The sequence below is a fragment of the Ruegeria sp. HKCCA5463 genome (assembly GCF_013034175.1).
Classification (GTDB): domain Bacteria; phylum Pseudomonadota; class Alphaproteobacteria; order Rhodobacterales; family Rhodobacteraceae; genus Ruegeria.
The window spans coordinates 58,756-84,220 of the sequence record NZ_WQFL01000004.1; the positions used below are offsets into that span (position 1 = coordinate 58,756).

At 56.2% G+C, this 25,465-nt stretch carries 21 protein-coding genes; 11 read left to right on the plus strand and 10 right to left on the minus strand.

Features of this window, described 5'->3' with window-relative positions; all coding sequences use genetic code 11:
- Positions 1-36 precede the first annotated feature (36 nt).
- Genes GOW09_RS10265 through GOW09_RS10280 form a run of 4 tightly spaced genes read left to right on the plus strand, consistent with a single transcriptional unit; the run spans position 37 to position 5,638 of the window.
- Complete coding sequence (locus GOW09_RS10265) at positions 37-870, plus strand: SapC family protein (RefSeq protein ID WP_171117985.1); 834 nt, start codon at positions 37-39, stop codon at positions 868-870.
- Positions 857-2,200: a TolC family protein gene (locus GOW09_RS10270; RefSeq protein ID WP_171117987.1), complete on the plus strand. Its 1,344-nt coding sequence runs from the start codon at positions 857-859 to the stop codon at positions 2,198-2,200. Before GOW09_RS10265 ends, GOW09_RS10270 begins: the two co-directional genes overlap by 14 nt.
- On the plus strand, positions 2,197-4,344 hold the full coding sequence (locus tag GOW09_RS10275) for a type I secretion system permease/ATPase (protein WP_254442723.1): 2,148 nt from the start codon (positions 2,197-2,199) through the stop codon (positions 4,342-4,344). The genes GOW09_RS10270 and GOW09_RS10275 overlap by 4 nt, the downstream gene beginning before the upstream one ends.
- A complete protein-coding gene (locus GOW09_RS10280) occupies positions 4,328-5,638 on the plus strand; it encodes an HlyD family type I secretion periplasmic adaptor subunit (RefSeq protein WP_171117990.1) in 1,311 nt (436 codons plus the stop codon). Before GOW09_RS10275 ends, GOW09_RS10280 begins: the two co-directional genes overlap by 17 nt.
- A gap of 142 nt (positions 5,639-5,780) precedes the next feature.
- Here the strand turns inward: GOW09_RS10280 and GOW09_RS10285 are convergent, their stop codons facing one another.
- The 3 genes from GOW09_RS10285 to GOW09_RS10295 all read right to left on the minus strand — a co-directional run bounded on the left by GOW09_RS10285 (position 5,781) and on the right by GOW09_RS10295 (position 10,038).
- On the minus strand, positions 5,781-6,482 hold the full coding sequence (locus GOW09_RS10285; RefSeq protein WP_152460491.1) for a response regulator transcription factor: 702 nt from the start codon (positions 6,480-6,482) through the stop codon (positions 5,781-5,783).
- A complete protein-coding gene (locus tag GOW09_RS10290; RefSeq protein ID WP_371808045.1) occupies positions 6,482-8,347 on the minus strand; it encodes a PAS-domain containing protein in 1,866 nt (621 codons plus the stop codon). Before GOW09_RS10290 ends, GOW09_RS10285 begins: the two co-directional genes overlap by 1 nt.
- A gap of 158 nt (positions 8,348-8,505) precedes the next feature.
- A complete protein-coding gene (locus GOW09_RS10295; RefSeq protein WP_171117992.1) occupies positions 8,506-10,038 on the minus strand; it encodes an alkaline phosphatase family protein in 1,533 nt (510 codons plus the stop codon).
- A 261-nt stretch (positions 10,039-10,299) separates the two neighbouring features.
- Between GOW09_RS10295 and GOW09_RS10300 the strand changes: the two genes are divergently transcribed.
- From GOW09_RS10300 to GOW09_RS10315, 4 genes are read left to right on the plus strand one after another with little or no spacing between them, the layout of a single operon-like run.
- Complete coding sequence (locus tag GOW09_RS10300; protein ID WP_171118456.1) at positions 10,300-11,424, plus strand: MlaE family lipid ABC transporter permease subunit; 1,125 nt, start codon at positions 10,300-10,302, stop codon at positions 11,422-11,424.
- Between the two features lies 1 nt (position 11,425).
- Positions 11,426-12,241 (plus strand): ABC transporter ATP-binding protein, encoded by an 816-nt coding sequence (locus tag GOW09_RS10305; RefSeq protein WP_171117994.1) that lies wholly within the window; start codon positions 11,426-11,428, stop codon positions 12,239-12,241.
- 5 nt (positions 12,242-12,246) lie between these two features.
- Positions 12,247-13,563, plus strand: a complete 1,317-nt coding sequence (locus GOW09_RS10310) for an MlaD family protein (protein ID WP_171117997.1) — start codon at positions 12,247-12,249, stop codon at positions 13,561-13,563.
- Complete coding sequence (locus GOW09_RS10315) at positions 13,560-14,216, plus strand: ABC-type transport auxiliary lipoprotein family protein (RefSeq protein ID WP_171117998.1); 657 nt, start codon at positions 13,560-13,562, stop codon at positions 14,214-14,216. The genes GOW09_RS10310 and GOW09_RS10315 overlap by 4 nt, the downstream gene beginning before the upstream one ends.
- A gap of 83 nt (positions 14,217-14,299) precedes the next feature.
- Here the strand turns inward: GOW09_RS10315 and GOW09_RS10320 are convergent, their stop codons facing one another.
- Positions 14,300-15,880 (minus strand): FMN-binding glutamate synthase family protein, encoded by a 1,581-nt coding sequence (locus GOW09_RS10320; protein ID WP_171118000.1) that lies wholly within the window; start codon positions 15,878-15,880, stop codon positions 14,300-14,302.
- A gap of 249 nt (positions 15,881-16,129) precedes the next feature.
- Here GOW09_RS10320 and GOW09_RS10325 point away from each other — a divergent pair, with 249 nt between their 5' ends.
- Positions 16,130-16,498, plus strand: a complete 369-nt coding sequence (locus GOW09_RS10325) for a CrcB family protein (protein ID WP_152460497.1) — start codon at positions 16,130-16,132, stop codon at positions 16,496-16,498.
- Complete coding sequence (gene crcB, locus GOW09_RS10330; protein WP_152460498.1) at positions 16,495-16,857, plus strand: fluoride efflux transporter CrcB; 363 nt, start codon at positions 16,495-16,497, stop codon at positions 16,855-16,857. The genes GOW09_RS10325 and crcB overlap by 4 nt, the downstream gene beginning before the upstream one ends.
- Here the strand turns inward: crcB and GOW09_RS10335 are convergent.
- From GOW09_RS10335 to GOW09_RS10360, 6 genes are read right to left on the minus strand one after another with little or no spacing between them, the layout of a single operon-like run.
- Positions 16,854-18,377 (minus strand): DHA2 family efflux MFS transporter permease subunit, encoded by a 1,524-nt coding sequence (locus GOW09_RS10335; RefSeq protein ID WP_171118003.1) that lies wholly within the window; start codon positions 18,375-18,377, stop codon positions 16,854-16,856. The two genes, crcB and GOW09_RS10335, sit on opposite strands and share 4 nt — an antisense overlap.
- On the minus strand, positions 18,374-19,357 hold the full coding sequence (locus tag GOW09_RS10340; RefSeq protein WP_171118005.1) for an HlyD family secretion protein: 984 nt from the start codon (positions 19,355-19,357) through the stop codon (positions 18,374-18,376). The genes GOW09_RS10335 and GOW09_RS10340 overlap by 4 nt, the downstream gene beginning before the upstream one ends.
- A gap of 34 nt (positions 19,358-19,391) precedes the next feature.
- Positions 19,392-19,718, minus strand: a complete 327-nt coding sequence (locus tag GOW09_RS10345) for a cytochrome o ubiquinol/quinol oxidase subunit IV (RefSeq protein ID WP_224856200.1) — start codon at positions 19,716-19,718, stop codon at positions 19,392-19,394.
- A complete protein-coding gene (locus GOW09_RS10350; protein WP_171118007.1) occupies positions 19,711-20,343 on the minus strand; it encodes a cytochrome c oxidase subunit 3 in 633 nt (210 codons plus the stop codon). Before GOW09_RS10350 ends, GOW09_RS10345 begins: the two co-directional genes overlap by 8 nt.
- Positions 20,340-22,430, minus strand: a complete 2,091-nt coding sequence (locus GOW09_RS10355) for a cbb3-type cytochrome c oxidase subunit I (protein ID WP_171118009.1) — start codon at positions 22,428-22,430, stop codon at positions 20,340-20,342. Before GOW09_RS10355 ends, GOW09_RS10350 begins: the two co-directional genes overlap by 4 nt.
- A complete protein-coding gene (locus tag GOW09_RS10360) occupies positions 22,427-23,386 on the minus strand; it encodes a cytochrome ubiquinol oxidase subunit II (RefSeq protein WP_253284241.1) in 960 nt (319 codons plus the stop codon). The genes GOW09_RS10355 and GOW09_RS10360 overlap by 4 nt, the downstream gene beginning before the upstream one ends.
- Before the next feature lie 178 nt (positions 23,387-23,564).
- Here GOW09_RS10360 and GOW09_RS10365 point away from each other — a divergent pair, with 178 nt between their 5' ends.
- Positions 23,565-24,806 carry a lytic murein transglycosylase gene (locus GOW09_RS10365; protein WP_171118011.1) on the plus strand — a complete coding sequence of 414 codons (1,242 nt, stop codon included), beginning with the start codon at positions 23,565-23,567 and terminating at the stop codon, positions 24,804-24,806.
- Positions 24,807-25,465: the final 659 nt, after the last annotated feature.

Genomic DNA, 25,465 nt, shown 5'->3' on the forward strand with positions numbered 1-25,465 from the left:
GCACATACAGACGTAATTCAACATCATGAGGCGGTTATGGCACAGAATGGCTTAACTCCGGTCAGTCTTGGAAGACATGGTCATCGGTTCTGGAGGCGGTTCACCTCGTTCGATTTCGCACGGACTATGGCAGATTGCCCTGTGGTCGAAGCAGAAATTCTTCAGGCCGCCGCCACATTTCCAATCACTTTTCGGAAATCTGAACACGGGTTTTATCCAGTGGCTGTATTGTCCATGCAATCAGACCAGCCTACGCCATTTGTGTCAGCACATGGCAAATGGCTCGCGACTTATGTGCCAAGCGTCTTGCGCTGTGCTCCGTTCCGGCCACGACTGATTGAACCGGATGGTGACGGCCGTGACGAATTGCTTGTCGACGAAACGGCGGGGCTTATCACTGACAATCCGGAGGACGAAACATTCTTCGACAAATCAGGTCAACTTGCGCCGGAGCTGAAAAAAGTCGCAGCTTTCTTTCGCGCCCTGAAAGAGTCGATGAAATACACAACTCATCTGTGTCGTGTTCTTGCGGACATGGGATTGTTTGGTCCGCTCACCACTTTTCAGGGAGTTGAGTTTCCGAGCGGGCATTTTGGCGTCACGCAGAACGCCCTGGAGAAAATTCCCCGCGCGCACTTGTCACTGCTTACTTCGAATGGGGGTTTGCGACTGATTCACGCTCATCAGATTTCGCTGACCCACAGTATCTGGCTGACACATGCACATGCCCGCGCGCATCGGGAAGCTGATGGTTCTCTTACACAACAGACCACCGGTGTTTCAGGGTTCTTGGACGCGTTGGTTGCGGCGCAACAGAAAGAAGAAGCCATGGACCATTGCAGGCAGGAGGGTCATCATGCGTTCCTGTAAAGCAGTTTTGTCCTGGGTTGCGTTCGCTCTGCTTGCAATACCGTTGTCTGCCTGCACGCCGCCTCCTGATTTGACTTCAGTGGCAGTATCCTTTGCACCCGGGACCACCGGTGCCGGGGCAGCAAAGCCATCGGCAAAGCTCAGCAGCAGTGCATTCGGGCAACGCGTGCGCCAGGCGGTAGAGACAAGCCCGACACTGGCGCAAAGTAATACCAGGATGGATATCGCATCAGCCAATCAAGATGCGGCCGAAGGCGCCTTTCTTCCACAGATATCGTTGGGAATAAATGCACGGTCCGAACGGGTCGAATCGGATATTGCAGATGTTTCACCCTATCTGAGAATTTCACAATTGGTTTATGACGGTGGGGCTGCCTCGGGGGATCTGACGGCAGCCCGGGCACGTGTTCTGGAAACACGGGGCGATCAAATTCAGACGGCATCGGCCACGGCTCTGGCCGCCATCGAGACCTATGTGCTTGTCCTTGATCAACGAAAGTTGCTCCGCATCGCGGCCGACAATGTCTCGGTCCATGAAGAACTGGTGCGTCAGATTTCGGAACGCACAGCGGGTGGCGCCGGATCAAATGCAGATGTTCTGACCGCACAATCCAGAATGGCGGATGCACGTACAAGACTTGCTGACGCACGAGCACTAACTGATCGGGCCGAAGCGCGGTTTCGAGAAGTGTTCGGGACTTTTCCTGGCTCATTGCCCCCTCCTGTACCGGCCCCACTGCTGAATAGAAGTGATGCCCAGATCGTGATGAACAGCCCTCAGATCCGCAGGGCGGATGCTGGCTTGCTGGCAGCCAAAGCGGAGTGGTCGGCAGCTCAGGCACGGCGGAAACCGAATGTTCGGGTCGCCGCATTTGCCAACCAGGATGACACTCGGGATGCAAATTTTGGCGTCGATCTTTCTTTCAACTACGAGCTGGACAGCACCGGCCAACGCCGCGCCGCCATCGCAGCAGCAGAAGCCAAAGTGAAAGAAGCAGAATTCGCGAGAGAGCAATTGGTTCGCGAAATCATGCGGGAGCTGCGCTTTATTCGATCCGATCAAAAAGCAGGCGCAGAACGGCTGCGCGCGGCCCGTATTGCGGCAACTGCCAATGCCGACAGTGTTACTGCATCCCGCGCACAGTTCTCGATTGGGCGTCGCAGCCTGATCGAAATTCTGGACGCTCAACGCGATTACGTAAATGCGCAAGAACGCCTGATTCTGGCCGAACAGAGTTATTTTCTGACCAACTACGCGGCACTGAGCCTTACCGGAGACATTCTGGACCTGCTCGGACTTTCGCTTGGCAATTGGAACGAGGTGAAATGAGCACGTTGAAATCAATGCAGGACCGCGCCCGTTTGACATGCTACGAAGCCTGCATTCTGAATATCGCCGCGACGCTTGAACGCCCACTGACCCTTGCAACGATCCAGGCGTCGCAGACCGGTTCGGACGGGGATCTGACTGTTCGTGACATCCTCTCGGTGGCGGAAAACACAGGTCTACAGGCGGGCTATGGCGCGCGGCGCATCGCGAGTTTTGACGAAGCATTGGCTCCGGCCTTGTTGCTGATGACCGAAAACAAGGCGGTTGTGTACCATGGCCGCGCAAAAAACGGTGCCTTGCTGGTCTATGACCCGGAACTTGGCGAAGGAATCGGCGAAGTTTCAGAAGAACAGCTGGCCAAGTCCTACACCGGTTTCGCTGTCTTGTTTCGGCGAAATCATACAGATGAATTGGACACCGGTCACACGGCTTACCGAGGTCATTGGTTTCGCGCGGCGCTGTCCGCCAATCGATGGACTTACATACAAGTTGCTCTCGCTGCGGCACTGGCAAACCTTCTTGGCTTGTCGACCTCAGTTTTTATCATGGTTGTCTATGATCGCGTGTTGCCCAATGAGGCAACCGAATCGCTCATTGCCTTGACGGCGGGCGTGGCCTTGGCGCTGCTATTTGACTTCGCGCTAAAATTGCTGCGAGCAGCGTTCATCGACAAGGCCGGGCAAAAAGCCGACTTGCTCATGGGGCGGCGAATTTTCGACCACGTTCTGAATATCCAGATGAAGTCACGCGCGGGTTCCACCGGCGCTATGACCAGTACCATCCGTGAGTTCGAGACCCTGCGTGAGTTCTTCACGTCCGCAACGCTTGTTGCCGTCGTGGATCTGCCGTTCATCTGGTTGTTCGTGTTTGTGATTTACCTGGTCGGCGGACAACTGGCATTGGTCCCGGCTCTGGCCGTGCCTGTGGTTCTGCTGACAGGTTTGGCCGTACAGCCGCTTCTGTCCCGCATGGCAGAAAAGAGCCTGTCTGACGGGCAATCCAAACAATCGGTCCTCGTAGAAGCTGTCTCGGGCCTTGAAACTATAAAGACAACGGCCGCGGGCCGGCAAATGCGTTCCCGATGGGAGCAGGCGATAGAACGGCAATCCTCGCACGGTGCTCAGAGCCGGGCCGTTACACAATTTGCTCTTAACCTCACCGGTTTTACGCAACAAGCGGCACAGGTGTTGATCGTATTTTATGGTGTTTTTCTGATCACAGACGGTCAGACCAGCATGGGCGCTTTGGTTGCCTCGGTGATGCTGACAGGGCGGGCACTGGCACCTTTGGGGCAGTTGGCGCAAACGTTGACAAGGCTTAACCAAGCCCGAAGCGCATACCGAAACCTCAACGCGCTGATGATGGCGGAAAGCGAACGCCCACAAGGCCGAACATGGGTGAACCGGCCCCATTTCAAAGGGGCGATCGCCTTCAACAACGTGTATTTTTCCTACCCTGATCAGGGGGAAGATACCCTGCAAGGCGTTTCATTCACGATCAAACCGGGTGAAAAAGTGGCGATCTTGGGTCAGATTGGCTGCGGGAAAAGCACCATCGCACGTCTGATGCTGGGATTGTACGCGCCGCGTGTTGGATCTGTCACATTCGACGGCCTTGATATCCGCCAGATCGATCCTGGCGATCTGCGACGCAATATCGGATCCGTCCTGCAGGATATATGGCTCTTTTCCGGATCAGTCCGGGACAATATCGCAAGCGGCACAATCCGGCCAAAAGATCACGAACTGATCGAAGCAGGCCGCGCCGCCGGGGTTGAGGATTTCGTGGCCAACCATCCCGGGGGTTACGATCTTCAACTCGCGGAACGCGGCGAAGGCCTCTCTGGCGGACAGCGGCAAGCCATTGCCCTGGCAAGGGCACTCATAGGCCGTCCGCCGGTTCTCCTGCTGGATGAACCAACAAGCGCGATGGATGTCAAAACCGAAGCCCAGGTAATCCAACGTCTGAAAGAATGCACGGCAGAGTCCACCATGGTTGTCATTACACACAGAACCAGCCTGTTGGAGCTTGTTGACAGAGTCATCATCCTTGAACACGGGAAAATCGCGGCGGATGGCCCCAAAAGCATGCTGACGCAACATGTTCGTCGGACAGGGAGGCGCTTGAATGTCGCAGCATCCTGATCTGGCCACCCTGGCGCGCGAGATGCAGGGACGCTCTCCTGTTCGGAGTTCCTTGCTGCTTTTGGTGATTTTGCTCTGCCTGATCGCCGCGCTATTGTGGGCGCATCTGACTGAGCTGGACGATGTCACGCGCGTGGACGGCCGGATCGTGCCTTCCGGAGACATCCAGTTGATCGAAGCCACCGAGCCCGGCGTATTGCAGTCATTGCACGTGCGCGAAGGCCAACTGGTCGAAAAAGGTTCACTGCTGATGGAACTGGAAACAACCCAAATTGACAGTCAGCTCAGTCAGGAACAGCAACGCGCGTTCGGGCTGATGGCGCGCATCCAACGTCTTCGGTCCGAAATTGATGGGACACAACTGGATTTCGATGTTCAACTGATCAATGGCGCGCCTACCGTCGTGCAATCCGAAACTGCACTGTACCAAGGCCGGCAGGCTGAGTTGGAGGCGGAAATAGCCATCCTGGAGCGTCAGCGTCAGCAAAAACAGCGAGAGTTTGAGGAAGGCCTGGTCGATCAAGTGACGGCAGAAGAAACCCTGGTGGTCCTGGCCGAAGAGAGGGCCATCATGGCGCCGTTGGTCGAGCGTCAAATGGAGCCTGCAACAACATTGCTTGCGTTGCGGCGAAGTGAAGCCGAATGGCGCGGTCGCAAGGTGCGGGCAGAAGCTGTGACCAACAGGTTGCAAACGGGCTTGGACGAAATCGACGATCGGATTCAAGCGGTGCGAAGCCGGTTTCGCAGCGCCGCGCTGACGGACCTGGCGCTTGCCACTGCCGAGCTGGCTGCCTTGCAACCCGCCCTGCCCGCTTTGCGCGACCGGGCCTCAAGGGCGCAGGTTCGGTCTCCTGTACGCGGCATTGTAAACCGGATTCATCGCTCCACCATCGGCGGTCTTGCTCGCAGTGGAGAGGACCTTGTTGAAATCGTACCGCTGGACGACACATTGCTGGTTGAAGCCTATGTAAAGCCTGAGGATATCGCGTTTCTGCACGCTGGTCAGCCTGTGAAGGTCAAAATCACGGCTTATGATTTCGCACGATACGGGGCGCTGCATGGTGAAATCATCCGCATCGGTGCAGACACGGTCACACGATCAGAGCGGAATGACGAAGAGGTCTTTGTGGTCGAGATCCGAACCAAAAGTACCATGCTTGATGGGAATGGCATAGCGGTCGAAATCATACCTGGAATGATTGCCGAAGTGGACATTCTGTCTGGCCGCAAAACAGTGCTGGATTATATTCTGCAACCGGTTGTGAAGATAAAGGATCAGGCATTGCGCGAATGAGCGATAGGGTAATTGGGGACAGACGTGTCACTTCCGATACGGAAATCACGGTGTCAGCAGCTTCAGCACGGAAGGCTCGAAAGGGTTGAACAGGCATGGAAGACAACTCATCTGACCAAGTCTCGGCCGGTTGGATCTGCGACTACTTCCAACCGACATCACCCAAGAATATATACCCCGCCCCATAGATCGTCTTGATCAACCGCGGGTTCTTGGGATCCTCTCCCAGCTTGGTACGCAACCTGGAAATCCGAACATCCATCGCCCTGTCAAAACTGTCTCCGGCTGCGCCGCCCAGGGACTCCTGCATTTGTCCCCTGCTGATCAGCCGCTTGGGGCTTTCCAGAAACAGCCGCAGGACTTCCCCCTCTGCATGGCTGAACGGCGTTTCGTCACCTGATTCACTTTCAAGGACGTATCGGTCAAAATGTGCGGTCCAGCCGTTGAATTCCGCCGTGTCCGAATGAGAGGTCTGAGTGCGGGGTGTTCTTAACCTTGCCCTGATCCGCGCCACGACTTCCGCAGGGTCAAACGGTTTTGTAATATAATCGTCTGCCCCAAGTTCCAGCCCCGTAACACGGTCCTGCACCTGCGCGCGCCCCGAAATGATGATCACGGCCGCGCCTTGTTCCAACGCCAGACGATGAACCAACGCCAGCCCATCCGTATCCGGCAATGACAGGTCGACCAGACAGACATCGGGCGTCACACGGTTGAGCGCAGCCTCGAATTCTCGCGCGCGGGAAAAACTCTGCGTACGGAAACCGGCATCCTCCAGAGCGTCCGTCAGGATACGCCGGATTTCGGGTTCGTCGTCGAGGATGGTAACCAGCGGTTGCGTCATCAGGCGGCCTCGGTTTGGATCAGGGCTGACAATTGAGCCTGCGAAAACGGTTTACGCAACACCGGGGCCAACGCAAGGGCGCGCTGGTACAACGGGTCCGAACTGGGCAGCGATGTCATAAGGATACATGGCAATCCCGGCTTCACCTGCCGCAAAATGTCCAGACCGGTACCACTTCCTTCGAGACGGATATCGGACAGGACCAGAGAAATGTCTTCAACGCTGTTTATCAACGCCAGCGCTTCATCTACCGAATTGGCCTCGATGACGGCGAAGCCCAGCTCTACCAGCATATCCCGAAACTGCCCCCGCAGATCTTCGCTGTCTTCGACCAGAAGTACCAGACCGTCTTGCACGGGCGGAGCTGGCCGATAGGGCAACCGCAAAACGACGGATGCGCCTGATGGCGTGTTCTTGAGGTTCAGATCGCCCCCGGCCAGCTTGACAGTGTCATACACCATGGGCAGTCCAAGCCCCGACCCGTCGCTTCCCTTGGTGGTAAAGAACGGGTTCAGCGCCTTTTCCAGCGCCTCAGGTGTAAAGCCCGGGCCGGTGTCCGATACGGTGATTTCAACCCAGATTTCTCCGATGGTATGCGCGCTGATTGTAATCTGGCCCGAACTGCCGCAGGCATCCCGCGCATTCAGCACCAGGTTCAGCAACGCATCCTGCACCATTCCCGGGTCCAGCATCAAAGCCCGGTCGGGCAAAGTGTTGACCACCGACAAACCGACGCCGCGCGGCAAGGAAGGCGAGGCCAATATTCTCAGGTCTTCCAGCAGCGCCTTCATGTCCGTGGCCTGAGGATGTGGCGTTCGGTTCCCGGTCATGTCCGCAATCCGATTCAGCAATTGCCCACCCCGACGCGCCGTTTGCTGTGTCGCGGCAACCAGCTCATGTGCTTCATCCGACAGGTCCATTTTGTTCAGTTTGGACTGCATCCCAAGGATGATCGTCAGCAAGTTGGAGAAGTCATGTGCCAATCCACTGGTCATCTGGGCGGCCATAGCCCGGCGGCGTGTTTGCTGCAAAACGACGCGCGCCTGCGTTTCTTCGGTGATATCAACCGACATTACATAGACGCCACCGGCGTCATCCGGCGTGAATGAAACGCGGATACGGCGGGAATCCTGATCCTCGTTGAACTCGAATACGGAGGTTTCTCCGTCATAGGCTTTTGCCAGATGCGCTTTGACCCGCCGATACGCGGCGGCACCAAGCGCTTCAGATATGTGAAGCCCAAGAATCTCCGACGGGCGTCCGGGCAGGACCGCGCTCAAACGGCGGTTGGAGTAGTCATATCGACCAGTGCTATCCAAATGCGCGATATGAGCCGGCATCATTTCGGTCATCATGCGTGTGCGGGCTTCGATTTCGGTCAGCTCGCGTTTGGCCTCTTCCAATGCCTTGATCGTGGCCGCAAGCTTTCGGTTGGTTGCAGACAGTTCTTCGGCGTGGCCGAGCAATTGTTCCGACAATTCTTCTGATCGCGCCCGCAGCAGGTTTTCTGCACGCCGGGTGCCGGTAATGTCAGTGTAGACCGCAACCCATCCGCCCTGTGGCAACGGCGCGCCTTCTATCGAGATAACCTGCCCGTTGGGCCTTACGCGTTCCATGTAATGGGGCTCGAAAGCCAAAGCCTGCTCGACGCGCAGGTTCACCATTTCTTCCACACTTTCTTCGTCACCGTATTCGCCACGGCTGGCGAGAAAATGGATGGTATCCCGAAACAAAGCTCCGCGTTCGACCAGCTCGTCCGGCAGGTCGAACATTTCCTTGAACCGACGATTGCTCAGCACCAGTTTCAGGTTGCTGTCATAAATCGAAAGCGCCTGACCGATGAGATTCAGTCCGGCAGTCGTCATCGCCTTTATGCGCTGTTCGGTGATGTCCAGGTTCGTCTTCTCCACGCCCCATGGGTACCATCAGAATTGATGCGCCGGTAGTGGAATTGATGAACGACAAAACGTCTCATGCAACTTCCATGATCCGACTGAAAAGAGCGCGAAAGCGTGCGGTGATCCTAATATCTGGAACGGGACTTCGCGCCTTCGGACGTGATGGAGTGCAACGACAAGGTATGATCCATGTTTCGCATCCGATGGCGCAGCATCTGTCTGCCCAACCGGGCAAGATCAACCGCAAACGCAGGGTTTTCCGCAAGGTTTTCGAATTCTCCCTGTCCCTGGTGATCAAACAGGATCGGCGGCAGGTCGGCTGCAAATTCGATCAACGTGAATCGTTCGTCCCGCAGTATTCCCAGACAGGAATCAATGTTGCCCGTTCCCAACCGCTGTTGCCAGAGGGTCGGTTCTTCGGGTTCCGAGAAATCCAGCTCGCTGAAGGAATAGCTGCGCCAGTCATCGGGAACGTCGCCGTGCAACAAGGGCAGCAAAGACCTGCCATCCATGGCGTTTGGAACAGTCTGCCCAATCCAATCAAGGATAGTCGGCGTGACATCAATCGACTCGGTAGGAACGGTCACTTTCGCGCCGGCCATGGCCTCGTTCCCCGGCAGACGTATCATCAACGGTGTGTGATAGGCAGCGTCGTACACAGTCATTTTGCCCCAGCTGTACCTGTCGCCCAACATTTCGCCATGATCAGCCGTAATGACCAGCATGGTATCGTCGTATTGCCCGCTGTCCTTGAGATACTGAACGACGCGCCCGATATGGTGATCGACCTCGGTCGCCAATCCCAGATAAACGGCACGCAAAGTGCGGATATTTTCATCCGTTGGCTCCACGTCAGCAAAGCCATGAACGAACTTTTCTGCCGTGTAGGCGTCCAGCTTTGGCCCGAAAAACGGATGCAGCGCCTTTTCAGCGGCTTCGCTCGGCAGGCGTTTCGGCAGAGGGATTTCCGCCGGATCGTACATGTCGTTATACGGGGCAGGCGCAACCAAAGGTGGATGCGGACGGATGTACGTCAGATGAGCAAACCATCCCTCGCCTTGATGAGGTGCAATCCCGTCCAGAAACGCATCGGTCAGGAAGGCTGTGTCGCTGTGTTCAGCCCGATACATGGCCGGGTCGTTCAGCTTGGGCGTTTGACCATCCGTTGAGACAGGCTTGTAAACATCCCAATATGAATCGAATGTATAGCCATTTTTCATCAAATATGATCGCCAGGGGTAAGACTCTTCCAGGCGCATTTCGACAACTTCAAGGAACCCGTTCATCGATTGTTCGTAAGATTTGAGCACGGGGTCGTTGGGATCATGGACCCGGGGATCGGCAGACGTATCGGTGTACCCGAACAGCATCGGCATATAACCCGCCTTTCGCATTTCCGTGGCGATGTTCGGCGTATCATGACGCAGTGGGGTACCATTTCGCACGGAACGGTGGTTCATCGCGTATTGGCCGGTCAAAATCGATGCGCGGGATGGCCCACAGGGATTGGTGACAGAGAAGTGGCGCGTAAAACTTACCGCCTCGTCCATGAAAGCCCGCAGGTTCGGTAGCTGCACGTGCTCGGCCAGAGCGCCGTTCAGGCAATCTGCCCTCAATTGATCGATGATGATGAACAGAACGTTCTTGGCGTGATGCATACCGACTTCTCCGAATTCCGCACCCAGGGTTCCGCAGCGGAATGTGTCCCGCTTCCGTTTTTCGCGCAACCGATTAGTCGAACAGCCCTGCGTTTTCTTTTCCTGCCTGACTTGAGCCGCGAAAAGTAACGCCCAAGTCTCCAGTTATGCTAGCTCCTGCTCATGGTCCGGCGTGACGCCAAGGCCATCCTTTCCGGCAAAAACCGGGTCAAAGGGCACAAAGTCATTGCAGGCATTGAATGTTTTACTTCACATGGCACCATGACGCAGCCAACGATAACATCAGAGCGCGACGCCAGCGGCAATCAAGTGCGCATTTCTGGTGAGTTGCTCACACAATCCCTGCAAACCGTGGAGCGTGATTTTGCTGCGGTCCAACCTTGCGGGGGCAAGGTCGTTTTTGATCTGTCCGGCATAGAAGCACTGGATACGGGCGGGGCCTGGCTGGTTGCGGACCTAGGCCGGAGGTTCACGTCAAACGGTGCCACGCTGGAGTTTCAAGGCGTGAAACCCGCACATGCGACACTGATAGACACGGTGACACGCAGCATCCCGGACAAACCCGGCAAGCTTGAGGAGCCTCGCGGTTTTCTGGACTGGGTCGCTCATGTGGGTCAGGGCACATTCGGGGCCTGGAAGGATACCCTGTCGATCCTCGAATTTCTGGGCCTTACCCTGCACCGCTTGTTTCGGACCCTGGTCATGCCGTGGCGCCTGCGCAAAGCGGCCCTTGTCACTCATATGGAGGAAACCGGGGTCAAAGCCCTTCCCATCGTGGCCCTGATGGGTTTTCTGATCGGTGTCGTGCTGGCCTTTCAGGGTGCGACACAATTGAAACAGTTCGGGGCCGAGATCTTTGTGGTCGAACTGATTTCGATCTCGATTCTGCGAGAGCTGGGAATTTTGCTGACCGCCATTATCGTCGCCGGCCGCTCGGGTTCGGCATTCACGGCCTCGATTGGTTCGATGAAAGTACAGGAAGAGATCGACGCCATGCGAACACTGGGCCTTGACCCGATCGAGGTTCTTGTCATTCCGCGTGTTTTGGCGTTGCTGATCATGCTGCCCATTCTTGGCTTTGTCGCAGATATGGCCGGCCTGTTCGGCGGCGCACTGATGAGCTGGATCGATCTGGGCGTAAGCCCGGGCATGTTTGTCACCCGTTTGAAGGAAAACACCGACGTCTGGCAACTTGCAGTTGGGTTGATCAAGGCACCGTTCTTTGCGCTGGTCATCGGGGTCATCGCATGCTGGCAGGCCTTGCAGGTCAAAGGGTCGGCCCAGAGTGTGGGGCAGCGTACAACCGCCTCGGTTGTGCAATCCATTTTCATGGTGATTGCAATCGACGCATTGTTTTCGATTTTCTTTTCCGAAATCGGAATCTGACATGAACGATAGCACGCAACACGAAACGGAACAGACCGCAGTGCAGCGTGACGCCGTGATCCGCGTTCGCGGTCTCAGGAACCAATTCGGAACGCAGGTGGTTCATGACGATCTGAACCTTGATGTCTGGCGCGGTGAGGTTCTGGGCATTGTTGGCGGGTCCGGAACCGGAAAATCCGTCTTGCTTCGTACAATTGTGGGTCTGAACAAACCTGCTGCTGGCAGTATAGAAGTGCTGGGAGTGGATGTCCTGAACGGCCCCGAAGAGGAACGCCGCAGGATCGAACGCCGCTGGGGCGTGGCCTTTCAGGACGGTGCGCTGTTTTCATCGCTGACCGTATTGCAAAACGTGATGGCCCCACTGCGAGAACATACGGGCATCAGTGAAAAACTGATGGAATCGCTGGGTGCGTTGAAGATCAGCCTTGTGGGTCTGCCCCAGCTGAGTTGCGGCAAGTTTCCATCGGAACTGTCGGGCGGCATGCGAAAGCGCGCCGCCCTGGCACGGGCGCTGGCGCTTGATCCCGAAATCGTTTTTCTGGATGAGCCGACCGCCGGATTGGACCCGATTGGCGCGGCTGCATATGATGAACTGATCGGCGAGTTGCAGCAGGCCCTCGGGTTGACTGTTTTCATGGTCACCCATGATCTGGACAGCCTTTACGCCATCTGTGACCGAATTGCAGTGCTTGCAGAAAAACGCGTGCTGGTTGAAGGTCCGATTGAGGATATGACCAAAGTGGATCATCCTTGGGTACAGGAATACTTCACAGGCCCCCGCGCCCGCGCGGCGCAACAGAAGGGTCAGGACAGGTAAAGGCGATGGAAACCAGAGCAAATTACATCCTGATCGGCGCGTTCACCCTTGCGGGGCTGTTGGGCGTATTCGGCTTTTTCCTGTGGTTGGCGAAATTCGAAGTGACCCGCCAATACGCTTATTACGATGTATTGTTCGATAACGTCTCGGGGCTTTCGGCGGCGGGCGGGGTGAATTTCAACGGCCTTCCTGTTGGGCAGGTGATCTCTCTGAACCTGGACGAGGACGATCCCTCCAAGGTTCGCGTGCGAATAGAAGTGGATGCAGATATTCCGATCACCGAAGAAACGATCGCCCAGCTTCAATCGCTGGGTGTTACCGGCGTCGGTTACGTTGAACTTACCGGCGGGTCACCGACTGCCAAAAGGCTGCCGCAAGACAGCGTGATCAAAAGCAAGCGCAGCACCATCCAGTCATTGTTTGAAGGCGCACCAAAAGTGCTGGACGAGGCCGTTACACTTCTGGAAAGCCTGAACAAGGTCGTCGACGACAAGAACCGGCAAGCCGTGAGCAGCATTCTGGACAACCTTGCCTCTGCGACCGGCCGGCTGGACAAAACATTGACAAGCTTTGAATCCGTGGCCAGCGACATTGGCAGTGCAGCCAAGGATATTGGTGAATTTTCAAAACGTCTGGACCCTTTGATCGAAACGGCGGATACGACCCTCAAGACCGGCACGGACACGCTCAATTCGGTCAAGTCCGCGTCCGAGTCAGCCAGGGCTGCGCTGGACGAAGTGAAAACGACGATCGAAACGGCAGACCGCATCTTGCAGCAGGACGTTCGACCTTTCATCGAACGCGGGTCGCAACTGGCCGAACGGTTGACCCTCTTGTCGGATGAAGGCAGCGTCACTTTGGGGATCGTGAACGAGACCGTGTTGAACGCCAACACGACACTTGGTTCGATCACATCTGCAATGGACACGGCCAAAGGTGCGCTGTCTTCGGCGGAAACGGCCTTTGAATCAGCCAACCGCGTCATGGAAGAAGACGTGGCGCCCGTTGCGGAAGATATCCGGAAGGCGGCCAACCAGGTCACCGAAACAGTCTCGAACATCACCGGTAAGATCGATCAGATTTCAGACGATGTCCTGAGCGCTTCGAACTCTGCCTCAGAGCTGCTGGGGACAATTGACGGCATCGTTCAAACCAACCGCCGGCAGGTGTCAGACTTCCTGCGCGTGGGTCTGCCGCAATTTATCCGCTTCGTCGAAGAATCCCAACGCCTGGTAATCAGCCTCGACCGTCTGGTGGACAAGGTCGAACGTGATCCTGCGCGGTTTCTGCTGGGCACCCAAGCATCGGAGTTCCGTCAATGATCAAGCCTGCACTTGCAATTCTGACGTTTGCATTGGTCGGTGGATGTGCCGGGTTGGGCACTTTGAAACAAGCCGCGAAACCCAACGATCTGTATCTGTTGACACCCAAAAGCACGTTTTCGTCAGCGCTGCCGCGAATACAGAAACAGATCGTTGTTGAAGAACCAACGGCAACCGCCGCGGTGAACACGGATCAGATCGCCATTCAGCCCACCCCGTTTCAGGTTCAGTATTTGCCACGGGCGCGATGGGTGGATCGCGCACCCCTGATCGTTCAGACGCTGTTGATCGAAAGCTTTGAGAACTCTGGCAAAGTCGCTGCCGTCGGCCGTTCAACGGTTGGTCTGCGCGCTGATTACGTGATCGCACCGGACCTGCGCGAGTTTCAGGGCATCGTTGTCGCGGATCCCGAGAACGGAGACAAAATCCGTATCGAAGTGCGCATGAACATCAAGGTCATCGATGAATACGACGACAAGATTATCGCTTCGAATTCGTTTCAGGAAAATGTCGTTGCCGCAAGCGACCAGACATCAGATCTGATCAAAGCGTTTGATTTGGCCTTGGGGCGCGCAATGCGGGATTCTGTTGAATGGAGCATTCGCAGGATCAACACGCATGTGGCCAACAATCCCAGATCGAACCCCAGTTGAGTTAAGCCAAGTGTCAAAACGGTGAGCGCGGGCGCAGTTCGCCCACGCCTGTTCTGGGTGAACGGCTGTTAACGGATCGGGTCTCAGAAACGAGATGCCGAAGCGCGCTCCCAATCCGCCGCGAATTCCTCGGGAACCACATCTGCCAGCAGCGCACCATCCTCCAGATAGGTGTAAAGCTCGCCATAGGTGCGCTCATGCTCGTCCGCCGTGCGCCGCAAAATGTCGCGTGGATGCAGCTCGGAAACTTTTTCCTTTCCCATCGCACCCAAGAGTTCGCGGAAACTTTCCAGTGTTGCGTCGTGATACCGGTGAACGCGCCGCCGCTTTTGCGGGATGTTCACCGCGCGCCCGCGAACTGGATCCTGGGTGGCGACCCCGGACGGGCAACGGTTAGTGTTGCAATGCAAGGCCTGAATGCAGCCCACCGCAAACATCATCGCCCGTGCCGCATTGCACATATCCGCGCCAAGCGCGAATTTCTCGACCATGTCGTATCCGGTCGCCACTTTGCCCGCACAAATGATCCGGATCTTGTCGCGCAGCCCTACGCCACGCAGGCAATTGTTTACAAAAATAAGCGCCTCGTTCAGGGGCATGCCCAGACGGTTGGTGAACTCGACCGGGGCCGCGCCCGTTCCCCCTTCCGATCCATCAATGGTGATGAAGTCCGGCAAAATCCCTGTCTCGAGCATGGCCTTGCAGATCGACATGAATTCGGACGGGTTGCCAATACACAATTTGAAGCCGACAGGTTTGCCGCCTGACATTTCGCGCAGATGCTGAACAAAATGCATCAACCCCGAGGGCCCGTCAAAAGCACTGTGAGTTGGGGGGGAAATCACATCCTGATGCTCGGGCACCCCGCGGATTTCGGCAATTTCGGCATCGACCTTGGCAGCGGGCAGAACGCCCCCATGCGCAGGCTTGGCACCTTGGGACAATTTGATCTCGATTGCCTTGACTACATCCTTTGTGGCCCTTTCGGCAAACTTGTCCTTGTCAAACCCGCCTTCCGGCGTTCGACATCCAAAATAGCCCGTCCCGATCTGCCAGATGATGTCGCCGCCTTCGGCCAGATGGTGAGGAGACAACCCGCCTTCACCGGTGTTGTGGGCAAAGCCTCCGTCCTTTGCCCCGCCATTCAGCGCGCGGATGGCGTTGGCGCTCAGCGCGCCGAAACTCATGGCCGAAACATTGAGACGCGAGGCGCTGTATGGCTTTGTGCATTGCGGTCCACCCAGCATCACGCGGAGTTCACTTTCATCTACGTGTTTGGGCGCAAGTGAGTGATTTGCGCGGTGATAACCAACCTCGTTAATGTCGTATTGTGTTCCGAAAGCCTGCGTGTCCATCTGGCCCTTGGCGCGAGAATAAACCAGCCCGCGAATGATCCGATTGTAAGGTCTGCCGCTTTCGTTGGTTTCAACGAAATACTGTCGGATTTCCGGGCTGACGAATTCAAGCATGTACCGGAAATGACCCAGAACCGGATAGTTGTTCAGCACATTGTGCTTGGTTGTCAGAATGTCGTAAAGGCCGATGACCGCGTAGGGCACCAAGATGACCAAAAGCCAATGTAGGGGTGGCCAGAAGAACCCCAACAGTAACACGAGCGGCAGGCAGACATAGCTCAGAAAATAGTAGATCCTGCGTACAATCATGTTCCTGTCTCCTTGTGTTTCCGACCGGTCGTTGCGCGTTCCAACAGCACTCAACGTGAAACAGATTGATTTTTAATTGCAAGCTTTCGCAGGAATTTATCCGCTCAAAGACGAAAACGTGAAAACGCGTTACGGCCGCTCGACAGTTGAACGGGGTGTCGCCAGTGGATATGCCACGCATACCAGAACACGACAGGCATACACGTGACAAAGACGCATTCCCAACCCCGGCGCGACCGAAAGAGCCTTATGTTTCTCGCCGTCTTTGCCGGCGGGGCGCTGGGATCGTTGCTGCGCGAAGTATTCGCGCTGGAAATCCCCGGCCTCAGTTTCCTCACGTCGACTTTCGGCATCAACGTGGCGGCCTGTTTCGTCTTGGGGTGGCTGTATTCAATACGCCACAAGGTGCACGCGCATGTGCTGCATCTGGGCGCGGTCGGATTTTGTGGTGGGTTGTCCACCTTTTCGTCTTTCGTAGCTGATCTGGAACGTATTGCCGAAAGTGATCTTTGGGCCGTGCCGCTTGCCGTCGGGTTGGAAATCGCTTTCGGCATTGGCGCTGCGCTGGTCGGAGAGAAGCTGGGCAACCATTTTCATTCCGAGAGGTCACCGTCATGAATGATCTCTATCTTCATGCGATGTTCGGACTGGGCGGAGGCCTGGGGGCGGTCCTACGTCATTGGCTGGCTTTGAAAGTGCGGCACGATTTGCCCTTTTCAACGTTGATCGTAAATGTACTGGGCAGCCTGCTGCTGGGGATCTGGATCGGCTATCTGGGCGGCCCTGTAGACATCCCCGAGGATCAAAGACGGCTGGTCTTTGGATTCTGCGGCGGGTTTACCACCTTCTCCAGCTTTGCCTATCAGTCTCTTGAACTTCGGCGCGAGCGGACTCTGGTTCTGGCAGCTGGCAATATCCTGATCAGCCTGGCGCTGTGCTGGTTCGCCCTGTGGCTTGGGCTGACCTTGACGCGCTAATGCACATGAGCGGCAACATGTGACCCGGGCTTCGGAGCGCGACAAAAGAAAAGCAATGGAATTGTCGCCAAGGCAAGCAGACCCAGATTGTTGAACACGGTCAAATAGGAAATCATCTCGGCCTGCTTCATGATTTCTTGGCCCAGAATGACAGCACCTTCAGCGCTGTCCGGCGCAAGGCCAAGCGGGCTCAGATACGCCTGGGCTGCGGGGTTGTAGGGCGTCACATTCTGGCTGAGCACCGCCGTATTGGTCTGCAACCCGCGTACAACCCAGGTGCCGACCAGCGAGATGCCAACCGACGATCCCAATTGCCTTGTCACGTTGAACAGACCGGAGGCTTCGTCCTGCCGGCCTTTACTGATGCTCTCGAAAGCCAGTATCGACATGGGCACGAACACAAGACCCATCCCGAGGCCGCTGATGGCCCCCGGCCATGCGAGCTCCCAAAAACCGGCATTGAGGTTGATGGCACCCATCATGAAATTCCCGATCGCCGTCAGCAACAGACCGATGCCCGCCAGCAGGCGCGGATCAAAGCGGTTTACCAGAACTGCGCCGGTCAGAACCATGGACAGCCCGGCGGTCAGGCCACGCGGAATGAACAGATGGCCCGACGCGATGACAGGGAAATCCAGCAGACTTTGAACAAGCGTCGGCAAAATCGCGATGCCCCCGAACAGAGACACCGCAAAACCCGCGATGATCAGATTGCACAGGGCAAAGTTTCGATCTGCGAACAGACGCAGGTCCACAACCGAATTGCGAAAGGTCAACGCGTGAAGAATGAAACCAAACGCCCCGATAACTGCTGCGATCACGGCCACCTGGATGACGCGGGACGACATCCAGTCCAGTGTCTCGCCTTGATCCAGAACGAATTGAAGGCACCCGATTCCAAGAGCCAGCAGAGCAAGGCCTTTCCAATCGATCTGAACCTCCTCGGTTTTGTCTTCCGGCAATTCTCCGGCCAACAGAAGCAGTGCAAGGGCCGCCACGGGAACGTTGACAAAGAAGACCATTCGCCAAGAAAAATATTCGGTCAGGATCGCACCGACCGTTGGCCCCAGAACCGGCGCTACCACGACGCCCAGACCGAAGATGGCCATTGCCTGTCCGCGCTTTTCCCGCGGGAAGGCATCGAACAGAATGGACTGGGACAAAGGGATCAGGAAAGCGCCGAACATACCCTGAGCCAGCCGAAAGGCAACGATGACCTCAAGGCTCCAGGACATGCCGCACATCATCGACATGACGGCAAAACCAGTCACCGCCGTCAGGATCAACCGTCGTCGGCCCACGCGTCGGGCGACGAACCCTGTCAACGGCATGATGACCACCGCGGAAACGATATAGCTGGTCAGAATCCATGTCGCCTGATCCGTGGTCGCCCCGAATGCGGCCTGGATATGCGGCAACGCCACATTGACAATCGTACTGTCCAAGACTTCCAGAATGGCGCTGAGAACAACGGCGATCACGATCACCATGTTCACATGGCCGGACGCCGCAGGGGTCATTTGCCGTCCACCGGACCTGTTGTATCTATGACAACTTTGCTGCTGCCTCCGACACGCAAGGGCGCATCGGTCGGGTCAAGCTCGATCCGAACCGGAAATCGCCGGGTGACCTTGACCCAATTCCCGCTCGCGTTTTCCGAGGGCAACAACGAAAACGTGTCCCCGGACCCTCGCCCGATTGACGCCACCTTACCTGTAAGCGTCGTCCCAGGGAGCATATCGACACGTATCGTGACTGGCTGCCCCGGACGAATGCGCGTCAATGCGGTTTCTTTGAAGTTCGCGTCCACCCACCAATCGGACGATTCGACAATCGAAAATTGCGGGGCATTGGCGGACACCGAGGATCCGGGGCGAAGGGTCAGATTGGCGATCCATCCGTCGGCCGCGGCATGGATCTTGGTCCAGGCAAGGTTGGTTTCCGCTATTTCAAGCTGTGCCCGCGCAGACAGGATATCATCCTGTTTCGCCTGCAACCCGCTTTTCAGTGCCAAAAGGCTGGACTGGCTGGTCGTCAACCTTGCAGAGGCTTGGGCGAAATCCGAGGCCGTCTGATCCAGCGATGCCTGTGCGACATCGCCTGATGCAAACAGGGCTTTCGCACGTTCAAAACTCTTCAATGCAGTATCGTAGGCCGATTGGGCGCTGTTCACCGAAGCCTCAGCCGCCGCAATCTGTGTGGAATAGGATTTGGCCTGTTGTATCGCACTGTCCAGATTGGCTTTAGCTGCATCCACCGAAACCTTGAATTGAGTGTCGTCGATCGTGAAAAGCAGATCGCCGTTTTTCACGGGCTGGTTTTCTATCACATGTACATCGGCCACCTGCCCTGTCACCTGCGCAGCGACATAAATGATGTTCGCGCCCAGATATGCATCCTGAGTGGACGGGTAGCGCTCTTCGTGCCTCCAGAACAGAACAAGACCGACTGTAATTGCTGCAAGTATCAAAGCCACGGCTGCGATTTTGAGTGGCTTCATTTTCGTATCCCTTTCTGCACACGACCCATGAGCATCACATCACATGCATGTGCATTCGTATTGCCAGATTGCCCAGCACCCAGACCGTTCCAAAAATCATGATCAACAGAACCATCGTGGAAAACAGAACCAGATGCAGGTCTTCACGACTGCTGCGCCGGCGATCGATGTGCAGGAAATAAACAAGTTGCAGAACAAGTTGGGCCAGACCCAGCAATCCAATTGTCAGGTAAACACCGGGGGTTTCGATCCCAAACAGATGGGCCACGCCGAAGGTCGCAAAAGTCAACAGCAGCGAACCACCGTATCCGATCACATAGCGCCGACGCTCGCGACGGTGCATTTCAGAGCGTTTATCCATAGGTCAGACCTCCGAAATAAACGATGGTGATGATCCCGATCCAGATCAGGTCCAGAAAATGCCAGAACAGTGCCAACCGCACCACACGCGAGATAATGACGTCCGTCATCCCTTTCACGCGCAGCTGAATACCCAGAACGATCAGCCACAGGCACCCTGCGGCGACGTGCAGACCATGCAGCGGAACAAGTCCGAAGAAGGCCGACAAGAAACCGCTGCGCTGCGGAATGCCACCTTGTTCCGCCATGGCCATGAAATCACGCACCTCCAGCACCAGGAAGCTGATGCCCAGAAAAAGCGTGACGCCAAACCACAAGACAATGCGAGCGCGCGACAGATTGTATTTCAGCGCCAGCATGGCAAGGCCAACCGTCAGGCTGCTTGTCAACAGGATGAGCGTCTGCGCAAAGACGCTTTTGAGATCAAACAGCTCGTGCGGGCCGGGACCACCGGCCTGCGCATCGATCATCGTGATGTAAATCGCAAACATCAGGCCGAAATAGACCAGGTCGCTCATCAAAAAGACCCAGAACCCGAAGGTGACGACCTCGGTCGCCTTGTGAGCACTCGCGTGACGTTCCCCCAGGTTGATACCCGGATAGCTGTGGGTGGGCGCGCGCTTCATGTCACCGCCTCCAGATCGGGGCGGGCGAGGCCGCGATTTTCCGGAGACGTCTCGAAATCGCGATCCACCGCCTTTTCACCGTGAACCAGTGCGAGCCAGGCTTCGTGATCCTTGCGCACTTCTTCCGCCGGTATGGTCAGCTCGGTACTGTCGTCGAACGTCCATACGATCACCGCCAGGATCATCAGAACCGTCATCAATGCAGCCAACCACCAGATCCACCAGACCAGCGCGAACATCCAGATACCACTCATGACACACAGAACGAAACCAATGCCTGTATTGCGCGGCAAATCGATATCTTCATAGGCGTCGGGCGTTGGGTAGGCTGCCCCCTTTTCCTTTGCTACCGCAAAATCATCCCGGTCCGTAACGGTTGGGATGATCGCAAAGTTGTACGGCGGCGGCGGCGACGGGATAGACCATTCCAACGTCCGCCCATCCCATGGATCTCCAACGGGAACGCGGGTCTTTTCGCGGTCGCGGATGCTGACCCAAAGTTGGATCAGAACCGAGAGCAACGCGCAGGTAATCACCAGCGCCCCGACGATCGCCACCATCATGAAGGGATGGAAAGATGGGTCATCATAGCTGAAAGAACGGCGCGGCATCCCCATCAGCCCGACGAAATAAAGCGGCATGAAGGTCAGCAAAAACCCTATGGTCCAGAGGGCGACGGTCACGCGGCCCCAGAATTCGTTCAGGCGAAATCCGAATGCCTTGGGGAACCAGTAGTTATAGGCGGCCAAAAGTCCAAACAGCACACCCGGCAACAGTACGTTGTGAAAGTGGGCCACCAGGAACAATGTATTGTGTACCTGATAATCCACGGTCGGATTGGCCAGGATCACCCCGCTCAAGCCACCAATCACGAACAACATCAAAAATGCCAATCCATACAGCATCGGCACCGAGAATCGGATGCGCCCCCGCCACAAAGTCGCCATCCAGTCATAGACTTTTACACCGGTGGGGATGGCGATCAGCATGGTTGCGATGCCAAAAACGGCGTTGATCAGGGCGCTCTGCCCCATGGTGAAGAAGTGGTGCAGCCAGACGGTAAACGACAGAACCGCGATCGACATCGTAGCGATGACGAGCGAGTTGTAGCCGTAGAGCCTCTTGGCCGAAAAAGTCGCAAAAACTTCGGAGTAGATGCCGTAAGCGGGCAGAACCAGCAGGTAAACCTCGGGGTGGCCGAACAGCCAGAACAGATTGGCGTAGTTCATCATATTGCCGCCGAGGTCATTGGTGAAAAAGTGGAAGTCCAAATAGCGGTCCGCAGCCAGCAAAAGCGCCGCGACGCCCAACGGCGGCATGGCAAAGACGATCAGGATCGAACTGCATATGATGGTCCAGCAATACATCGGCAGCCGCATGAAGGTCATGCCCGGCGCGCGCATCTTGTAGATCGTAACGGCAAAATTGATACCGGTAAGCGTCGTGCCGACGCCCGAAACAACGATCGCCCAGATCCAGTAGTCCGGCCCAACGCCGGGATTGAAGGCGGCCCCGGTATAAGGTGGGTACGCCGTCCAGCCGCCGGTCGAGAACCGCCCCACGACCAGCGAAACCATAAGCATCATGCCGGAGGACACCGTCAGGCCCAGACTGATCTGGTTCAAGCGTGGGAACGCCACATCCCGCGCCCCGATCATCAGCGGGACGACATAGTTCGCGATGCCAAAGACAAAGGGCACCGCGACAAAGAAAATCATGATCGTGCCATGGGTACTGAACAGCTCGGCGAAATGTTGGGCTTCCAGGAACCCGTCGCCCGGGCCGGCAGCCTGCTGCGCGCGCATGACAACGCCTTCCAACACGCCGCGCGCCAGCATGACGATGGCAAAGACGACATACATGATCCCTATCTTCTTGTGATCAACACTGGTCAGCCAATCGCGCCAGAGGGGCGTCCACAACCGAAACCAGCTGAGCAGGCTGACCACGACGACAACGCCAACCAAGACGATTGCGGCCGCGGCGTTGGCAACGATCTCATTCGCGTTCGGGTTCTGGATCAACCCTGTGATCGGAAGCGCATCCCAGTTGAGGCGGCCTAGGAATCCTGAATAGGACGGCGTCATTGCTGCACCTCCTGCCCGAAGGATGCCGTTCCCGGCTGTTGATCCACCGGCAGTGCTTTGCCGCTGTGATAGCGGTGCAGGATTGTTTGAAACAAATCTTGTTCCATCGTGAAGTACAGCGCGTCCTTTGGCATCTTGTCGGTGCCCAGCGCTGCCTGCACCTCATCCCTGTCTGTCCGCATCGCGAGCATCTGATACGTTTCCGGGTCCAGTCGGATACCATTTTCGCGCACTTCCCGGGCCCAGCTTTCAAATTCATCACTGTGCATGGCAACGGTACGAAATTTCTGTTTGGTAAAACCCCGCCCGTTGTACTGCGTGTTCTCGCCTTGCATGACCTCGGGGACGTCCGCGACCAGATGCAGTTGCGTGGTCATTCCCGGCATCGCGTAAATCTGGCCCGCCAGCGCAGGGATCATGAAGGATTGCATGACGGTATCGGTGGTCAGCGTCATGGCCACTTGCCTTTTGGTGGGAATGCCGAACTCGCCCACACTGGCGATACCAAGATCGGGATAGATGAACAGCCACTTCCAATCCAGCCCGACAACCTGCACTCGCAAGGCCGGGTCTTCACCAAATGTCGACGCATACGGATCAAGCCGATGGGTGGCCTTCCAAAGGTAGAACGACAGGAGCGCCACAATCACAACGGGCACACCCCACATGAGGAATTCCAGTTTCGCGGAAAAATCCCAATCCGGTCGATAGGCTGCGTGACTGTTCCTTCGGCGGCGATATCGAAACGCGATCAACGGCACCAGTATCAGGACAGGGATAACAGCCACCATGATCAAAGCGGTCGCCCGCAGCAGATGCGTTTTCTGGATGGCGGCAATGGGTCCTTGCGGATCCATGAAACTGTCGCTGGCGGAAACCATGTGCGGCATCGACACAAACAGGATCACCGCCATCGCAAGCAAAGGGATTGGATTGGGCGTTTTTACATGTGCCATGACTGACTGCCCTTTCCTCAAACAAATTTTATTCGACTATCGACAAGTGCGTGAATTTTCTCAAGAGTTTTTCAAACCACAAATTGCCCAAGTCTAACCCAATTCAACTTCGGGTATATAGAACCAAGGATGCGCGGTATCTTACCGTTGACTTGCAATCCCAACCGGGACAGACAAAATGAAGATGCGTATTCTGGTATTCTCTTTCGGGTTGATCCTGCTCTTTCAGCCCTCATTGGCGCAGGATCGTGCGGCGATCGAACGCCAGTTTCAGTCGTGGTTGCAGGAAACCGTTTGGCCCCGGGCAAAGGCCAAAGGTGTGACACGCGAGACGATGCAAGCAGCCCTCTCCGACGTGACCCTTGACTGGAAATTGCCGGATCTGGTGCCACCGGGAAGCACGCGCATAACTCCCAAGGTTCAGAAACAGGCCGAGTTTGGCTCACCCGGTCGCTATTTCAATCCGGGGTCGGTGCAAGGCGCAACATCAGCAGGACGTAAAATGGCACGGCGCCATGCCGCAACTCTGGCGGCGGTCGAAGCCGAAACCGGCGTTCCTGCCCGCATTATTCTGGCGATCTGGGGAAGAGAGAGCGGATACGGACAGGTTCCGATCCGGCATGATGCTTTCAGGGTACTGTCGACCAAGGCCTTCATGAGCACCCGTGCAGACTATTTCACAACCGAATTTGTTGCCGCCCTGCAAATCGCAGAGGCAGGGCACCAGCCCGCCCGGCAAATGAAAAGCAGTTGGGCTGGCGCTTTGGGTCAGCCTCAGTTCATGCCGTCCAACTACTTGTCTTATGCTGTCGACGGCAACGGCGACGGGGCGGCTGATATTTGGGGGTCACCCGAAGATACGATTGCTTCAATCGGAAACTACCTCATGAAGCACGGTTGGGTCACCGCACGGGACTGGGGATTCGAGGTTTTCGTACCCCAAAATGTCTCTTGCGCTTTGGAAGGCCCTGATCAGGGGCGACCTATTCAGGACTGGGTTGAGATGGGGGTACGTCGCGTCTCGGGCAACCCCTTTCCGGCCCATGAGCTGCGTGGTGACGGGTATTTGATGATGCCCGCAGGACGACATGGTCCGGCTTTTCTGGTTACGCCAAACTTCTACGTTCTAAAGGAATACAACAAAAGCGACCTGTATGCCTTGTTTGTCGGCCATGTTGGCGACCGTATTCAATACGGAATCGGCGATTTCAATGGCGCTTGGGGAAAGGTCGGCGGGCTGTACAGATCCGATATTGCCAAGATGCAGCAGGCGTTGGAACAAAAAGGGCATGATGTCGGAGGGGTCGATGGGCTGCCGGGGTTCAAAACGCGTCGTTCGATAGGTCGATGGCAAGAGACCGTGGGCATCGAACAGACCTGCTTTCCGGATGCGCTGATGAAAACAAGCCTGGCCCCGTGAGGCAAACCATGGTGCCCGGCCGACTCTGACATCCGGCCTGCTCATCGATCCAATGTGCAACAATCAGGCGTTTCCAGAACCTATCTATGGAACCAGGTGACAATTGTTGCCCATTCGAGAACACAATTTGAAAGGGCAAATCAAAAACTCGGATGCGTTGAGCAAGGCGGTCAGCCGCGCTTTTGCCAAGGAAGATACTCTGTCCGTCTGCACCCTTTGACGCGGCTTGTCCTTCAAGCCGTTTGCTTCCGAAAAGAGGGTTGTGGGCGACTTTGGGCGGGTTGCGGTTTTCCGCGTCGGAAAACCACGCAAAAATAACATGATAAGCGGCGCGGCAAGATAGTCGGGTCGGTTCTGAGAAAGCCGTGAGCTGCGAGACACGCCGCGAAGAACAAGCCTATGAGTTTTTCGTGATGGACCGGCGGTGATGTGTCCCGCTCTACGCCTTGCAGTCAGCCAATGATCCAAACACCTTGTGCACAAGTATTGTATTGATACCGCATCAGACCGGGCTTTTGACTCCTCCTTGGCAAGGTGGCACGATTTGACTGATAGCAGCCTGATCCATCAGGCATCATTGATTGACAGGGTATTGCAGCCTATGAGGACATTCCGGACATTTTCTGCTCTGCTGGCAAAACTTGATAATTGAGAGGCAC

Excerpts from the sequence above, each read along its gene's own strand:
- GOW09_RS10265 (WP_171117985.1), top strand. The coding sequence starts at position 37 with ATGGCACAGAATGGCTTAACTCCGGTCAGTCTTGGAAGACATGGTCAT.
- GOW09_RS10270 (WP_171117987.1), top strand. The coding sequence starts at position 857 with ATGCGTTCCTGTAAAGCAGTTTTGTCCTGGGTTGCGTTCGCTCTGCTT.
- GOW09_RS10275 (WP_254442723.1), top strand. The coding sequence starts at position 2,197 with ATGAGCACGTTGAAATCAATGCAGGACCGCGCCCGTTTGACATGCTAC.
- GOW09_RS10280 (WP_171117990.1), top strand. The coding sequence starts at position 4,328 with ATGTCGCAGCATCCTGATCTGGCCACCCTGGCGCGCGAGATGCAGGGA.
- GOW09_RS10285 (WP_152460491.1), bottom strand. The coding sequence starts at position 6,482 with ATGACGCAACCGCTGGTTACCATCCTCGACGACGAACCCGAAATCCGG.
- GOW09_RS10290 (WP_371808045.1), bottom strand. The coding sequence starts at position 8,347 with ATGACGACTGCCGGACTGAATCTCATCGGTCAGGCGCTTTCGATTTAT.
- GOW09_RS10295 (WP_171117992.1), bottom strand. The coding sequence starts at position 10,038 with ATGCATCACGCCAAGAACGTTCTGTTCATCATCATCGATCAATTGAGG.
- GOW09_RS10300 (WP_171118456.1), top strand. The coding sequence starts at position 10,300 with ATGACGCAGCCAACGATAACATCAGAGCGCGACGCCAGCGGCAATCAA.
- GOW09_RS10305 (WP_171117994.1), top strand. The coding sequence starts at position 11,426 with ATGAACGATAGCACGCAACACGAAACGGAACAGACCGCAGTGCAGCGT.
- GOW09_RS10310 (WP_171117997.1), top strand. The coding sequence starts at position 12,247 with ATGGAAACCAGAGCAAATTACATCCTGATCGGCGCGTTCACCCTTGCG.
- GOW09_RS10315 (WP_171117998.1), top strand. The coding sequence starts at position 13,560 with ATGATCAAGCCTGCACTTGCAATTCTGACGTTTGCATTGGTCGGTGGA.
- GOW09_RS10320 (WP_171118000.1), bottom strand. The coding sequence starts at position 15,880 with ATGATTGTACGCAGGATCTACTATTTTCTGAGCTATGTCTGCCTGCCG.
- GOW09_RS10325 (WP_152460497.1), top strand. The coding sequence starts at position 16,130 with ATGTTTCTCGCCGTCTTTGCCGGCGGGGCGCTGGGATCGTTGCTGCGC.
- crcB (WP_152460498.1), top strand. The coding sequence starts at position 16,495 with ATGAATGATCTCTATCTTCATGCGATGTTCGGACTGGGCGGAGGCCTG.
- GOW09_RS10335 (WP_171118003.1), bottom strand. The coding sequence starts at position 18,377 with ATGACCCCTGCGGCGTCCGGCCATGTGAACATGGTGATCGTGATCGCC.
- GOW09_RS10340 (WP_171118005.1), bottom strand. The coding sequence starts at position 19,357 with ATGAAGCCACTCAAAATCGCAGCCGTGGCTTTGATACTTGCAGCAATT.
- GOW09_RS10345 (WP_224856200.1), bottom strand. The coding sequence starts at position 19,718 with ATGGATAAACGCTCTGAAATGCACCGTCGCGAGCGTCGGCGCTATGTG.
- GOW09_RS10350 (WP_171118007.1), bottom strand. The coding sequence starts at position 20,343 with ATGAAGCGCGCGCCCACCCACAGCTATCCGGGTATCAACCTGGGGGAA.
- GOW09_RS10355 (WP_171118009.1), bottom strand. The coding sequence starts at position 22,430 with ATGACGCCGTCCTATTCAGGATTCCTAGGCCGCCTCAACTGGGATGCG.
- GOW09_RS10360 (WP_253284241.1), bottom strand. The coding sequence starts at position 23,386 with ATGGCACATGTAAAAACGCCCAATCCAATCCCTTTGCTTGCGATGGCG.
- GOW09_RS10365 (WP_171118011.1), top strand. The coding sequence starts at position 23,565 with ATGAAGATGCGTATTCTGGTATTCTCTTTCGGGTTGATCCTGCTCTTT.